The sequence below is a fragment of the Ruegeria sp. SCP11 genome, assembly GCF_040329455.1.
Lineage (GTDB): Bacteria > Pseudomonadota > Alphaproteobacteria > Rhodobacterales > Rhodobacteraceae > Ruegeria > Ruegeria atlantica_E.
This window is the reverse complement of sequence record NZ_JBDZYG010000004.1, coordinates 24,613-36,968: the sequence shown is the minus strand read 5'-3', so window position 1 is coordinate 36,968 and position 12,356 is coordinate 24,613. Positions and strand designations below refer to the sequence as shown.

General features: G+C 55.9%; 16 protein-coding genes and 1 tRNA gene. 9 read left to right on the top strand and 8 right to left on the bottom strand.

All coding sequences use genetic code 11. From position 1 onward, the window contains the following. Positions 1-59 precede the first annotated feature (59 nt). The 4 genes from ABLN94_RS07360 to ABLN94_RS07345 all read left to right on the top strand — a co-directional run bounded on the left by ABLN94_RS07360 (position 60) and on the right by ABLN94_RS07345 (position 3,352). The gene (locus ABLN94_RS07360) at positions 60-836 is read left to right on the top strand and encodes an ABC transporter ATP-binding protein (protein ID WP_352991660.1); all 777 of its coding nucleotides are present in this window, start codon (positions 60-62) and stop codon (positions 834-836) included. Positions 837-874: 38 nt separating this feature from the next. Further along, on the top strand, positions 875-1,588 hold the full coding sequence (locus tag ABLN94_RS07355) for a transporter substrate-binding domain-containing protein (RefSeq protein WP_170486883.1): 714 nt from the start codon (positions 875-877) through the stop codon (positions 1,586-1,588). A 73-nt stretch (positions 1,589-1,661) separates the two neighbouring features. Further along, entirely contained in the window at positions 1,662-2,549 is an 888-nt protein-coding gene (locus ABLN94_RS07350; protein WP_352991658.1) for an ABC transporter permease, read from the top strand. Continuing rightward, positions 2,546-3,352 carry an ABC transporter permease gene (locus ABLN94_RS07345; RefSeq protein ID WP_352991050.1) on the top strand — a complete coding sequence of 269 codons (807 nt, stop codon included), beginning with the start codon at positions 2,546-2,548 and terminating at the stop codon, positions 3,350-3,352. Before ABLN94_RS07350 ends, ABLN94_RS07345 begins: the two co-directional genes overlap by 4 nt. A gap of 102 nt (positions 3,353-3,454) precedes the next feature. On the opposite strand, the gene ABLN94_RS07340 is transcribed toward ABLN94_RS07345, so the two are convergent. Continuing rightward, positions 3,455-3,531 (bottom strand) — tRNA-His (locus tag ABLN94_RS07340). Positions 3,532-3,578: 47 nt separating this feature from the next. Then, on the bottom strand, positions 3,579-4,061 hold the full coding sequence (locus ABLN94_RS07335; RefSeq protein WP_352991047.1) for a GNAT family N-acetyltransferase: 483 nt from the start codon (positions 4,059-4,061) through the stop codon (positions 3,579-3,581). A 77-nt stretch (positions 4,062-4,138) separates the two neighbouring features. Between ABLN94_RS07335 and ABLN94_RS07330 the strand changes: the two genes are divergently transcribed. Further along, on the top strand, positions 4,139-4,327 hold the full coding sequence (locus ABLN94_RS07330) for a DUF6324 family protein (protein WP_068334412.1): 189 nt from the start codon (positions 4,139-4,141) through the stop codon (positions 4,325-4,327). On the opposite strand, the gene ABLN94_RS07325 is transcribed toward ABLN94_RS07330, so the two are convergent. Further along, positions 4,317-4,763 carry an MmcB family DNA repair protein gene (locus tag ABLN94_RS07325; RefSeq protein ID WP_352991044.1) on the bottom strand — a complete coding sequence of 149 codons (447 nt, stop codon included), beginning with the start codon at positions 4,761-4,763 and terminating at the stop codon, positions 4,317-4,319. The genes ABLN94_RS07330 and ABLN94_RS07325 overlap by 11 nt on opposite strands. Positions 4,764-4,877: 114 nt before the next feature. Here ABLN94_RS07325 and ABLN94_RS07320 point away from each other — a divergent pair, with 114 nt between their 5' ends. Together ABLN94_RS07320 and ABLN94_RS07315 are read left to right on the top strand one after the other, a co-directional pair. Further along, the gene (locus ABLN94_RS07320; protein WP_352991041.1) at positions 4,878-5,198 is read left to right on the top strand and encodes an ArsR/SmtB family transcription factor; all 321 of its coding nucleotides are present in this window, start codon (positions 4,878-4,880) and stop codon (positions 5,196-5,198) included. Beyond that, positions 5,195-5,620: an SRPBCC family protein gene (locus ABLN94_RS07315; protein WP_352991039.1), complete on the top strand. Its 426-nt coding sequence runs from the start codon at positions 5,195-5,197 to the stop codon at positions 5,618-5,620. Before ABLN94_RS07320 ends, ABLN94_RS07315 begins: the two co-directional genes overlap by 4 nt. Before the next feature lie 829 nt (positions 5,621-6,449). Here the strand turns inward: ABLN94_RS07315 and ABLN94_RS07310 are convergent. The 4 genes from ABLN94_RS07310 to ribB are packed head-to-tail and all read right to left on the bottom strand — an operon-like array spanning position 6,450 to position 8,969. Further along, positions 6,450-6,755, bottom strand: a complete 306-nt coding sequence (locus tag ABLN94_RS07310) for a hypothetical protein (protein WP_352991037.1) — start codon at positions 6,753-6,755, stop codon at positions 6,450-6,452. Positions 6,756-6,814: 59 nt separating this feature from the next. After that, positions 6,815-7,297, bottom strand: a complete 483-nt coding sequence (gene nusB, locus ABLN94_RS07305; protein ID WP_170486867.1) for a transcription antitermination factor NusB — start codon at positions 7,295-7,297, stop codon at positions 6,815-6,817. Further along, complete coding sequence (locus ABLN94_RS07300) at positions 7,294-7,845, bottom strand: 6,7-dimethyl-8-ribityllumazine synthase (protein WP_352991034.1); 552 nt, start codon at positions 7,843-7,845, stop codon at positions 7,294-7,296. Before ABLN94_RS07300 ends, nusB begins: the two co-directional genes overlap by 4 nt. Positions 7,846-7,847: 2 nt before the next feature. Next, complete coding sequence (ribB, locus tag ABLN94_RS07295; protein ID WP_352991031.1) at positions 7,848-8,969, bottom strand: 3,4-dihydroxy-2-butanone-4-phosphate synthase; 1,122 nt, start codon at positions 8,967-8,969, stop codon at positions 7,848-7,850. A 266-nt stretch (positions 8,970-9,235) separates the two neighbouring features. Between ribB and ABLN94_RS07290 the strand changes: the two genes are divergently transcribed. Beyond that, entirely contained in the window at positions 9,236-10,348 is a 1,113-nt protein-coding gene (locus ABLN94_RS07290) for a phosphatase PAP2 family protein (protein WP_352991028.1), read from the top strand. Here ABLN94_RS07290 and ABLN94_RS07285 read toward each other — a convergent pair. Then, positions 10,303-10,905 carry a riboflavin synthase gene (locus ABLN94_RS07285; RefSeq protein ID WP_352991025.1) on the bottom strand — a complete coding sequence of 201 codons (603 nt, stop codon included), beginning with the start codon at positions 10,903-10,905 and terminating at the stop codon, positions 10,303-10,305. The two genes, ABLN94_RS07290 and ABLN94_RS07285, sit on opposite strands and share 46 nt — an antisense overlap. 138 nt (positions 10,906-11,043) lie before the next feature. Between ABLN94_RS07285 and ABLN94_RS07280 the strand changes: the two genes are divergently transcribed. Further along, complete coding sequence (locus tag ABLN94_RS07280) at positions 11,044-12,342, top strand: capsule biosynthesis protein (RefSeq protein ID WP_352991022.1); 1,299 nt, start codon at positions 11,044-11,046, stop codon at positions 12,340-12,342. Positions 12,343-12,356: the final 14 nt, after the last annotated feature.

The following is a 12,356-nucleotide window of genomic DNA, read 5'->3' as shown; positions in this document are numbered from 1 at the left end:
GCATTGCCCCGATTTTTGCGCCCTATTACCGCACCAACACCACAACACATGGGCCACCCGTGACAGATTCCACTCCCGTTATCGAAATCAAAGACCTCCACAAGAGCTTCGGCCAACTTGAAGTGCTGAAGGGGGTCGATATTACGGCCAGACGCGGGGATGTGGTTTCGCTGATCGGTTCCTCGGGTTCGGGCAAATCCACTCTTTTGCGCTGCTGTAACCTTCTGGAAGACAGCCAGCAGGGTGAAATTCTGTTCAAGGGTGAACCCGTCCGCTGGGCCGGCGACCTGCATCACCGTCGTCCTGCCGACCCCAAACAGGTCATGCGCATCCGAACCAACCTGTCGATGGTATTCCAACAGTTCAATCTGTGGGCCCATATGACAATCCTGCAAAATGTGATGGAGGCCCCAGTCACCGTTCTGGGCCGCGACCCGAAAGAGGTCGAGGACAGCGCACGTATGTATCTAGAGAAGGTCGGCATCGGTGACAAATGCGACGTCTACCCTGCCCAGTTGTCAGGTGGTCAGCAACAGCGCGCAGCCATCGCCCGTGGTCTGTGCATGGAGCCTGAAGCGCTGTTGTTCGACGAACCCACCTCGGCGCTGGACCCGGAATTGGAACAAGAGGTTATCAAGGTCATCAAGGATCTGGCCGCTGAGGGCCGCACCATGATCATTGTGACCCACGACATGAAAATGGCTGCGGATATCTCCAGCCACGTCGTATTCCTGCACCAAGGCCTGATCGAAGAAGAAGGCCTGCCGGAAGATATCTTTACGTCCCCCGAATCCGAACGGCTTCGGGGCTTTCTCTCCGCCACCAAGGCGGCTTAAATTAACTTCAGGACAGAAAACAAACTGGGGAGTATCCAATGAAAAAACTGATTCTGACCACAGCGGCACTGGCGCTTGGCGCCGGTATGGCCATGGCGGACACCATCCGTCTGGGCACCGAAGGTGCTTATGCGCCATGGAACTTCGTCAACGACGCGGGCGAGATCGACGGGTTCGAGCGTGAACTGGGTGATGAACTCTGCAAGCGCGCCGACCTGCAATGCGAATGGGTCAAGAACGACTGGGACTCGATCATTCCAAACCTGGTATCGGGCAACTACGATGCGATCATCGCGGGCATGTCGATCACCGACGAGCGTGACGAAGTCATCGACTTCACCCAGAACTACACGCCGCCGGATCCGTCCGCTTATGTTGCCATGTCCGATGGCGTTGACCTGGCGGGTGGCGTGATCGCTGCTCAAACCGGCACCATTCAGGCGGGTTATGTCGCCGAGTCTGGTGCAACTCTGGTTGAATACGCGAACCCTGAGGAAACCCTCGCAGCCGTACGCAACGGTGAAGCAGATGCGGTTCTGGCCGACAAATCCTTCCTGGTGCCCTTCACCGAAGATGGTTCGGGTCTGCTCTTCGTTGGCGACGAGGTCCCACTGGGCGGTGGAGTCGGCATGGGCATTCGCGAATCCGACGGTGACCTGAAAGAGAAGTTCAACGCAGCCATCCAGTCCATGAAGGACGACGGCAGCCTGAACGAGCTGATCACCAAGTGGGAAGTGTCCTCGACCTTCTAATCTTGCACTCTGCGGCGCGCCTACCCCCTAGGGCGCGCCGCCTCTGAGCCCTTGCCAGTCAAAGAGGCCCGTCATTTTCTCGTTCTGCACTGATCCCGATACACTCGGCACCTTCCGTTGGTTCTCATGTTATCTGACCAACGGTGTGCATTGGGTGTTCTACCTGTCCTTCTTCAAGGTTCTCTTGCTGCTTGCGATCACCGCACCGGTGGCTCTGGGCTTCGGCTTTTTGGGCGCCATGGCGGCCCGGTCGCATTTCCTGCCGCTCAGCCTGCTGGGCAAGGGCTATATCGCTGTCGTGCGCGGTGTGCCGGATATCGCCTTCTTTATGTTCTTCGTAATCGCGCTGGATCAGGCATTCGAATGGACCCGTCACAAGATCCTGTGCCCCGAATGGACTGACCCGATCCGGCAAGGCAATGACTTCATCGTCTGCCAGGCGGCCAAACTGCCATTGGGCAGCGCCCCAGAATGGGTTCATGAAACCTACGGCTTCTTTCTGGCCGTCATCACATTCTCCATCGTTTTCGGAGCTTTTGCAGCCAACGTCCTGTTCGGCGGTATGCGCGCCGTGCCGCATGCTCAGCTGGAAACGGCCGAGGCGTATGGCATGACCCGCCGCCAGACCTTCTGGCGCATTCTGGTGCCGCAAATGTGGGTATACGCCCTGCCCGGCCTGTCGAACCTTTGGATGGTTTTGATCAAGGCCACGCCGCTGCTGTTTCTGCTGGGCATCGAAGACATCGTCTATTGGGCGCGCGAACTAGGCGGTTATAAAAACCCGAAATTCACCCAATATCCACATGGCGACTGGCGCATGTGGTACTTCCTCGCTCTGCTGGTGTTCTATCTCGGCATGACCCGCGTCTCAGAGATCGGTCTTGAACGGCTGATGCGCCGCCTGTCTCACGGTCAGGCGACCTCGGGTGGAGAGCTGCTGCGCAAGGAGACCACGGCATGAGCTGCATCCAGACCATCCAGGATTACGGCCTGCGCTCGATCGGTATTGGTGAGCGTCTTCTGCCCCGCAACGATTTCACCCTCTGTGAGCAATTCACTCTGATCGGCTCGGGTATGATCTGGAATATCTATTTCGGGATCATGGCGCTGGCGACCGGCTTCTTTCTGGCAACGGCGCTGGCGTTGGGCAAAGCGTCCACGAACAAATGGCTGCGCAAACCATCAGAATGGTTCATCTTCCTGTTCCGAGGCTCACCGCTGTTTATTCAGTTCTTCTTCGCCTACTTCTTCTTCCTGTCGCTAAAGCAAAGCTATCCATTCCTTGACGCGCTGACGTCCGCCTGGCTGGGCGCGCTGATCGTGCTGTTCTCTAACACAGCGGCTTATTCCGGCGAAATCTTCTATGGCGCGCTGCGGTCGATCCCCAAGGGCGATATCGAAGCTGCAGACGCGTATGGAATGACCGGTTGGGCGCGCTTTCGTCGCATCATTTGGCCAACCATGCTGCGACTGGCGTGGCCCGCCTACACGAACGAGGCGATCTTCCTTTTCCACGCAACGACGCTGGTGTTTTTCTCGGCCTTCCCGGTCTGGCAGCAACGAGGTGACGCGCTGTATTACGCAGGCTATTTCGCGGACAAGACGTTCAACCCGTTCATCCCTTACCCGATTCTGGCCTTCTACTTCATCCTGCTGACGCTGGTGGTTATTTGGGGCTTTGGCATGGTCAACAAACGGCTGAACCGGCACCTGCCCGTCGCCAAGCGCAGCAAAATGAAGCTGAAACTGAACCTGGCGCGCTAAACGAAGGCGCGCCAGCCGTTCTTTGTAGGAAATATCTGAAAGCAAAACACCGAACCAAGCCGCGCGTTTCGAGCACTGCATGCGGTGTAGTTTTGGAGGAGATGGTACCGCCTCCCTGGCTTGAACAGGGGACCTCTGGATCCACAATCCAGCGCTCTAACCAACTGAGCTAAGGCGGCACTCGTGAGGGGCGATGTACCGAACGCGCCGGGGGAATGCAAGAGGATTAAAGCCGAAATTTCCAGCTTTGTTCGACAAGTTCGACCCCGAAAGAATGCACTGGTTTGCTGTCCAGTAGTTGCCAGCCATTACGTCGATACAGCGCACAAGCCGCGCGGTGGCTTTCATGGGTCCAGAGCCGCATTTCCGTGAACCCTACTCCACGCGCGAAGTCCGTGCAGGTATCCAGCATTTGCTGTCCTAAACCTCTCCCCCTAACTTCTGGCACCAATAGAAAAAGGCGTAGCTTAGCGGTTCTTTCATCCAACGCGACACAAAAGATACTGCCTAGCCTTTGTCCAGCGCGTTCCGCGATCCAACCACGTTCACGCGCCGGATCATGTTCGGCGACAAAATCCTCCAGTATTTGCTCAACCAAAGCTCCAAACGAGTCGTCAAACCCTTCATCACGCGCGTAGAATTTGCCGTGTTGTTCCACCAACCAGGGTGCATCCACGGCGCAGAAGGGTCTGATCTGAATACTTTCCATACCGCACCAAACCGCAAAGGCAGCTTGATTCTCAAGCCTTTGCGCGCTAGCACGAACGCTCAGTCCCGGAGGCGAACATGGGCATCAACACCGAACGCGACATTCAGGCGAATCTACAAATCGGCCCCACCGATCAAGGCATGATACGGCTGTTCATCGAGGCCGATGGCATTGAGATTCCTATGGACTTCGATCCTGAAGAAGCCGAGGAAATCGCGGATGAAATCCGCGCCGCCGCTCAAGCTGCCCGCGCCGTCAAGGGCTGAGCGTGCAGATCCGAGGGTCGCGCAACGCCTGCAATCTGCGAGCCGCGTCAGTCGCGAACTTTTGGATCATCTTCTTACGGCGTGCTGGAGCGAGTTTGTCTTCCGGTGCCATACGTACAATCTCGGCGTCATAGGCATCTGCTATGATCAATCCTGTTTCTTCGGGCAGTAGATCGGTTGGAAAATCGGTATCGACGGCCCAAAAGAACCTGTCGCACCACTCCAGATATCCCTGCCATTTTGAATCCGACTGATAGTCGGCCCGGCCGGATTTACATTCGATTACCCACAGCTCTCCGTTCGGACCCAGCCCCATTACATCCACGCGCAGCCCTCGGGCTGGCACAAACTCCTCAACGGAAACAAAGCCATGCGCCCATAGATGGCGAGACACGCCTCTGGCCAATTTTTGTCCGGGTTGCAAATCGAGTGTCATGCAAAAAATGTGAACAATTCATGAACATAAATCAAGCATCACTTCACCCTTGACGTAATACCTTTCGGTATCATATTAAAGCGATACCAAATGGTATCTCTTCTGGTAAACCACATGCAGCACCAAACTCAAAATGCGTTTCGCGCGTTGGCCGACCCGACCCGGCGCGACATTGTGCAGATGCTCGCCACGCGGGACATGACCATCGCCGAACTGACCGAGCAGTTCGACATGACTCGCGCGGCCGTCAAGAAGCACCTGACCGTGTTGTCGGATGGTGGTCTTATTACTGTCGAGTCACGCGGTCGGGAACGCATCAACCGGCTGGAACCCCAGGGGATGGTCCCTATTCTCGATTGGCTCAGCTTTTTCGACCAGTTCTGGGACGACCGCCTGAACAATCTAAAAGAAGCTATTGAAAGGAAAGATAGATGACACATGCCGTTCTGCAAAAAACGATCTTTCTGCGGGCCACCCCCGAGACGGTTTGGGACTATTTGACGGAACCAGACCGGCTAGCCGAATGGTTCCACAAACCCGAACGCCCTTTGGTCGCGGGTCAAAAGCTTGAGATGTTCGGTACGACCAGCGGCGATCTGCTAATCTGGGGCGAAGTGCGCGTTGCCCGACCGCCGGAGTATCTGGAGTACACTTTCATGATTAAACCCATGGGTGACGCTGTCAGCGTGGTCAAGTGGACGCTGGAACCTGTTCCCGGCGGTACGAAGCTAGGGCTGTTGCACGAAGGCTTGCCACAGAACGCTGACGCCTTTGGTCTGATCCTCTCGCTAGACAGCGGCTGGGACGAGCATTTCGGTCAGATGCGCACCGCCCTGCATGAAACTGTTGACGCCTGACCCCTTGTGCAATCCCGCCGCACGCCCTACTTAAGCGCGTGGCGGGTTCTGCCCTTCTTGTGATTGGTAGCATTCTGGTGGCCTTAAGCAATTCCGAGGGGGCTGGCTCTGTTCAGGTCCTGGCCTGATTACCTGGCGCCCACCTGTACATACAGGTCCTCGGGAATCACACCGCACGGTTGACTGGTGGTCCCGCCACATTTCCACCTTAGCTTTCCATCTCAGAAGTATCCATTGCGACAAAAGCCCCTTCTTTGAAGGCGAGAAGTCATATATCCTGCGGCCATTCCATTGCGGCATGTATTCATCGAAAAAGCTGATCTTTGGCTCGGGCCATGACGGCACTGTCAGGTCAAGTTCCCGCACTTCTTCAATATCGTCTGACAGGTACAGATTAACGCGTATGTGAATCCTGTTTTGGAACCACCAGAAGACAGTAGGAACGTAAATTTCAAAGGGTGGCCAAAAGGTTCACAGGTGTAATCTGAAACATGCGCGCCGCTTGGACTCCATCGCAGGTTCTAGATCGCCCAAATGAACATCCTGTTACATATGGCCATAGCAAACGATTCTGTCGATAGCGGCCGGCTCACCAGCCTAGGTTAGGCTATTTGCAATGGCGTGATTTAGGTCTTCAAGGACTTCGCGAAAAGCCTGAGGCACAGATACGCATTCCTAGAAGAGAGTACTTAAAGAGACTGCTCCTTTCATACCGGTCGTTCTGTTTAACCGGCATCAGATGGCAAGGAGATTCAACTCTCATATGGCAGGTGTCGCAAAAAACAATTCTAGGTGTTTTTGCGACCACGACACTTATCCCTAACGTTTTCTATATGTTTCTGGTCTCTTCAACCTTGACTGTTGCTGGCTTGAAGCTGACAGCCACGGGGGTACCGCGGCGCGGCCCTTGAGGTTTTTCGGCCATGCTCATGATCGCGTAGGCGAACTGAACTCCGGCAAATACTATACCGTTCATAAACCAGATCATGAGTAGCGCGATAAGGCCAATATCTGATCCGGTGATCAAGCTGCGCAGATTGGCAACATTCAGCGCCAGCAAGACCCCGACGAAGATCGCCGAAATGACAAATCCCCAAGCAACCTGCGTGATATACAGACGGATCAGTTTCGGCATCGCGAACCTCCTTGCGCTCTGACATTCAGGTTAGCGCATATCAGACCGCAGTAAAGGCGTCAGAACGCCTCGGGCTGGGCTTCGCGCGCCATGTGATCGAGAACAGCGTTGACGAATTTCGGCTCCTTACCTTCCGGGAAAAAGGCGCGGGCTACGTCGACGAATTCCGTGATGACCACTTTGGGCGGTGTGTCGCTTTGCGTCAGCTCGGCCCCGGCGGCCCGGAAAGCGGCGCGCAGGGTCGGGTCGATGCGCGCGATAGGCCATTTGGCCACCAGAGCGCGATCTGTCATCTGGTCAATCGGCGCCTGATAATTCACGGCGTCCTCGACCAGCTTGCGGAAGACGCTAATATCGCCGTCCAGCATCTCTTCGCCCTCGTAGACAGCGCCAAAACGGTGATCCAGAAACTCGTTCACAACCTGTTCGGTCGTCTGCCCCGACTGTTCCATCTGGAACAGCGCTTGCACGGCATAGAGCCGGGCAGCCGATTTCATCAAGCGTTTCTGGTTGGCCGGTTTTGGCGCGTCTGTCTGGGTCATACCGTCGTGGATCCGTTGCTGTCGCCCGCCACAAGGATGGACTCGGACGGGGGCTTGAAGCCAACGCCCTTTTTGGAAGAGCCCCACTTACGGCTGAGCGCGATCAGATGCAAGGCCGCAGCGGCTGCTCCGCCGCCTTTATTCATCTTTTCGGGATTTGCGCGAACTTCGGCCTGTTCGTCATTCTCGACCGTCAGGATACCGTTGCCGATCAGCAGGCCCTGCAGGCCCATCAGTTGGATGGCGCGGCTCGAGTCGTTGCAGACAGTTTCATAATGCGTCGTCTCGCCGCGAATGACACAGCCCAGCGCGACATAGCCGTCATAGTTGCACTGGCGGTCGGCCATGGCGATTGTGGTCGGGATTTCCAGCGCGCCGGGCACTTCGACCACGTCGCAGGTTCCGCCTGCGGCCTCGATCTCGGCCTTGGCACCAGCGACCATGTTGTCGGCGATGGCGCGATAGAATGGTGCCACCACCAACAGCAGTTTCACCGGCTTGTCGAAGCTGGGGGTCGGCAGGACGCCATGTTTGTCTTGTTCGGCCATAATCAGTCTTCCTTGAGGATCGAGCGGGTGCCGACGATGGACAGGCCAAATGCGTCGAGCCCCAGATATACGGTTTCCGGAGAGTCCGTCAGCAGCACCAGTTCCTGAACTCCCATTTTGGACAGTATCTGCGCGCCCAGACCAGTTTGCTTGATGGTTCGCGGACCTTCGTCTTCGGCCGCATAGAGAGAGTTGTGTGGTTGGCGGAAAAGGCAGACCACGCCACGGCCCTCTTCAGCAATCTTCTCCATTGCGCGCGGCAACTCGCGGGAAGATTTCGGACCAAGACCCAGAATATCCGGCGCTTCATGCAGGGCGTGGGTGCGAGTCAGCACCGGCTCGGGCGTGTTGATGTCGCCTTTGATCATGACCACATGTTCGATCCCGTGAGTCTGGTCGGTGAATAGGCGCATTTCCCATTCGCCACCATATTCCGAGGTCACCGTCTCGCGAGAGGTCTCGACCACAAGATTGTCATTGCGCGAGCGGTAGGCGATCAGATCGCTGATCGTGCCGATCTTCATGTCATGCTCTTTTGCAAACGCCACCAGATCGGGCAGACGCGCCATGGTGCCGTCGGGCTTCATGATTTCACAGATAACGCCCGAGGGGTTCAGACCCGCCAGTCGCGAGATGTCCACCGCGGCCTCGGTATGCCCCGCGCGCACCAGCACCCCACCCCGCTTTGCACGCAGGGGAAAGATGTGACCGGGGGTAGCGATATGCGCCATCGTATTTTGTTCATTGATCGCTGTCGCCACGGTCAGCGCACGGTCAGCGGCTGAGATACCGGTGGACACACCCTCACGCGCTTCAATGGACACGGTGAACGCGGTTTCATGGCGGGAGGAGTTATTCACCGCCATCATCGGCAACCCCAGAGCCTCCACCCGCTCGGCGGTCATTGGCAAGCAGATCAACCCACGCCCGTGGGTTGCCATGAAGTTGATCGCCTCAGCGTCCGCAAACTCGGCAGCAATCACCAGATCACCTTCATTCTCGCGATCCTCATGATCGACCAGAATATACATCCGGCCCTTTCGGGCCTCTTCAATGATGTCTTCAATTGGGCTGATCGCGTCGCGCAGTTGGGCTTCGACGGGTCCGGGGGTTTCAAAGCTCATGAAACAGCCTTTCGCAGAGCAAGTTTGATCGGGTGGATAGACCAACCGGATAGTAAATGCCAGACCGCAAACGACTGCGAGACGCTGCCAGACGATCCGCCCATTGATATCTGAGACCTGAAAAATTTGACCCCAAATTGAAGCCAATAACGCCAAACCACGACCATTGGACCCTAAACGGCCACAAAAAAGCCCAGATACCGTCTATCGCGCGCCAAAATATGTTAGGAGTTTTACGTGGAATTTAGCCAAACGGATTTCAGTGAATGGCACACATAAATAGCAGGGCCATTTTTGCCGGTCTCACCGCCGCGGGTCACACACTCAGTTCGGCGCTTTGGCGCAATCGGCTATTTCTTTCTATCGTTCTGTTGCACATGTTCGCCGGTGCAGTGTTTAGTGCACTCAACGGTCTTCCGTATTGGGAACTGCTTTTGAGTAGTCTGAGAGCTATTCTTTGGAAAATCTTCAAATACACCAATGTGTTTGCCGCCTTTTTTCTTTTCTGGCGATTTATTTACGCCGCATTTTGGGTGAAACCCGCTAAGCCAATTCACTGGATGATCTCCGACACCCGACAATACCTGTCTAAATACGTGAGGGTTGTTGATGGCACATTGTGCTTTGTCTTTGTCGCGGTACTTGCGAACACATTCACCTGCCTCAAGAACATGATCCCGGTTTTTGTACCCTTTTCATGGGATCCAATGTTCGCGGAACTGGATAGAATGCTGCACGGCGGGTTCGACGTGTGGACACTGCTTTGGCCCGTATTCGGATACCCCTTTGTGACAACCGTGATTAACCTCGCGTACCATGTTTGGTTTGTACTGCTCTACGTGCTGGTTTTTGTTGCGGCGTATGACCGGCGTGAGCCCGAAAGAGGCATGGTCTACCTAGTGGCCTTTGCTCTTACATTCATTATAGGCGGCAATGTTCTGGCAACTCTGTTTTCTTCAGTTGGCCCAGTCTATTACCAAGAATTCGGATTTGGCGACACGTATGTACAGCAACTGCGCAATCTGGAAATGCTAAATGAGATCAGCCCCGTCTGGGCCCTCAACGTGCAAGAAATGCTCTTGAACAACTACTACAACGACGGCTGGGTCCGTGGCATTTCCGCGATGCCCAGCATGCATGTCGCAAGCAGCGCCCTTATGGCACTCTATGCGTTCCGCTTCTCGCGCTGGCTTGGCTGGGCGTTCACCATTTTCGCGGTAGTGATCCAAATCGGTTCGGTGCACCTTGCATGGCACTATGCGATTGACGGCTACCTCGGAACCCTCGTCGCTCTGGTCTGCTGGTATCTGGCCCAAGTTTTGACCAGGGTATTCTATTCAGGTTCTGCCGGGTTCCAGTCAGCAAGCCTGGCTACATAGCGAGCCAATGTGTCGATCTCAAGGTTCACGCGGTCGCCGACGGATACATCACCCCAAGTTGTCACCTCTTTGGTGTGTGGGATGAAATTGATGCCAAAGTCGCACCCGTTTACATCATTGACAGTCAGAGAGGTTCCGTTCAGCGCGACGGAACCTTTCGGCGCGACAAAACGAGCCAGTTCTTTGGGCGCGCGCAAAGTGACACGGGTGCTGTCGCCTTCGTCCTGAATAGCGACCACCTCAGCCACACCATCCACGTGACCCGAGACAATATGCCCGCCCAACTCATCCCCGACCTTCAGGGCGCGTTCCAGATTAACACGTTTGCCCACCTGCCAACCGTCCAGATTGGTTTTTGACACCGTCTCAGCGCTGATTTGCACGTCATACCAGTCATCGCCCAGCGCGATTACAGTCAAGCAGACACCATCGCTGGCGATCGAGGCGCCGATATCGATTCCCGCCGTGTCATATTCGGTTTTGATCCGGGCCCGCAGATCGCCTTGCTGATCCAGTTCGGTGACAGTTCCGATATCGGTGACGATCCCTGTAAACATTCCGCTAACCCTTAGTTCATAACTTGATCCAGTTCTCCAAGCCGAGGTAAGCCCAAGTGGCGTGGCGGACAAGCCCCACCTTGCCGCTGAAGGCCCAAACAGGCATAATTTACGGAACAAAGGGCAAGAGCAGTATTGATGTCACCTGACGCCGAAGGCCTGAGTCGCCGTGTCTTCCTGTTTCTACAGGGACCACATGGTCCGTTCTTCAATGGGCTCGGCCGAATGCTGCGGGACTCTGGGGCCGAGGTCTGGCGTGTCGGGTTCAACGCCGGCGATCAGGCGTTCTGGTTCGACAAGGCCTCATACATCCCGTTCCTGGATACACTTGAGCAATGGCCAGAGGCGCTGTGTGGTGTGATCGACAGCAAGGATGTTACCGATATCGTGCTGTACGGCGACACCCGCCCGGTTCACGCCCGCGCCGTAGAGCTTGCGAAAAACAAGGGTATCACCGTACATGTGTTCGAGGAGGGCTATCTACGCCCGTGGTGGGTCACGTATGAACGGTTCGGTTCTAACGGAAACTCGCGCCTGATGTCGTTGAACGTCGGGCAGATGCAGCAGGCACTTGATCAATCCGCCGCTCCAAGCCCGCCCCCACCGTCACACTGGGGAGATATGCGGCAGCACATCTTCTATGGAGCGCTTTATCATTGGTTCGTGATGTTCCGAAACCGGCGCTATCAAAACTTTCGACGGCACCGCGATCTACCGGTATCAAAAGAATTCCGATTATATTTTAAACGCCTTGCACTGATGCCGTTTCACAGGGTTCAACGCCATTGGGCTACGGCACGTGTGCGTTGGGGGGGGCACCCCTATCATCTGGCCTTGCTGCAACTTGGACACGACACCTCGGTGCAGTCCCATTCGGATTATTCCTGCATGTCCGACTTTCTCGCGGACGTAATCAAAGGGTTCGCAGAGGGTGCGCCCACACATCACCGGCTGGTTGTCAAAGAGCACCCGCTTGAAAACCACCGGGAACCCCTGCACCGCCGTGTACGTCAGATTGCACGGACCCATGGGATTGCTGATCGGGTGCATTATGTCCCCGGGGGCAAGCTTGCTGGGTTGCTGGACGAAGCAAACTCGGCCGTCACGATCAACTCCACCGCCGGGCAACAGGTATTGTGGCGCGGCATCCCCCTGCGGATTTTTGGCAGATCGGTCTACGACAAACCCGAATTCGTGTCGCAACAGCCGTTGCCCTCATTCTTTGCAATGCCGATGCCTCCAGATCAGGATGCCTATCGCAGCTACCGCCAGTTTCTGCTGAAAACGAGCCAGATTCCGGGAGGTTTTTATTCCCGCCGGGGCCGCCGACAGTTGCTCCGCGGCGTGGCAGACATGATATTGAACGCCAACGATCCCTACCAATCCGTGCTGAGCCGCAAAGAGGCGCAGACGCCACAGTTAAGGTTGGTCGAGTAACTCAGGATGCTTAG

Excerpts from the sequence above, each read along its gene's own strand:
- ABLN94_RS07355 (WP_170486883.1), top strand. The coding sequence starts at position 875 with ATGAAAAAACTGATTCTGACCACAGCGGCACTGGCGCTTGGCGCCGGT.
- ABLN94_RS07345 (WP_352991050.1), top strand. The coding sequence starts at position 2,546 with ATGAGCTGCATCCAGACCATCCAGGATTACGGCCTGCGCTCGATCGGT.
- ABLN94_RS07335 (WP_352991047.1), bottom strand. The coding sequence starts at position 4,061 with ATGGAAAGTATTCAGATCAGACCCTTCTGCGCCGTGGATGCACCCTGG.
- ABLN94_RS07330 (WP_068334412.1), top strand. The coding sequence starts at position 4,139 with ATGGGCATCAACACCGAACGCGACATTCAGGCGAATCTACAAATCGGC.
- ABLN94_RS07325 (WP_352991044.1), bottom strand. The coding sequence starts at position 4,763 with ATGACACTCGATTTGCAACCCGGACAAAAATTGGCCAGAGGCGTGTCT.
- ABLN94_RS07320 (WP_352991041.1), top strand. The coding sequence starts at position 4,878 with ATGCAGCACCAAACTCAAAATGCGTTTCGCGCGTTGGCCGACCCGACC.
- ABLN94_RS07315 (WP_352991039.1), top strand. The coding sequence starts at position 5,195 with ATGACACATGCCGTTCTGCAAAAAACGATCTTTCTGCGGGCCACCCCC.
- ABLN94_RS07310 (WP_352991037.1), bottom strand. The coding sequence starts at position 6,755 with ATGCCGAAACTGATCCGTCTGTATATCACGCAGGTTGCTTGGGGATTT.
- nusB (WP_170486867.1), bottom strand. The coding sequence starts at position 7,297 with ATGACCCAGACAGACGCGCCAAAACCGGCCAACCAGAAACGCTTGATG.
- ABLN94_RS07300 (WP_352991034.1), bottom strand. The coding sequence starts at position 7,845 with ATGGCCGAACAAGACAAACATGGCGTCCTGCCGACCCCCAGCTTCGAC.
- ribB (WP_352991031.1), bottom strand. The coding sequence starts at position 8,969 with ATGAGCTTTGAAACCCCCGGACCCGTCGAAGCCCAACTGCGCGACGCG.
- ABLN94_RS07290 (WP_352991028.1), top strand. The coding sequence starts at position 9,236 with ATGGCACACATAAATAGCAGGGCCATTTTTGCCGGTCTCACCGCCGCG.
- ABLN94_RS07285 (WP_352991025.1), bottom strand. The coding sequence starts at position 10,905 with ATGTTTACAGGGATCGTCACCGATATCGGAACTGTCACCGAACTGGAT.
- ABLN94_RS07280 (WP_352991022.1), top strand. The coding sequence starts at position 11,044 with ATGTCACCTGACGCCGAAGGCCTGAGTCGCCGTGTCTTCCTGTTTCTA.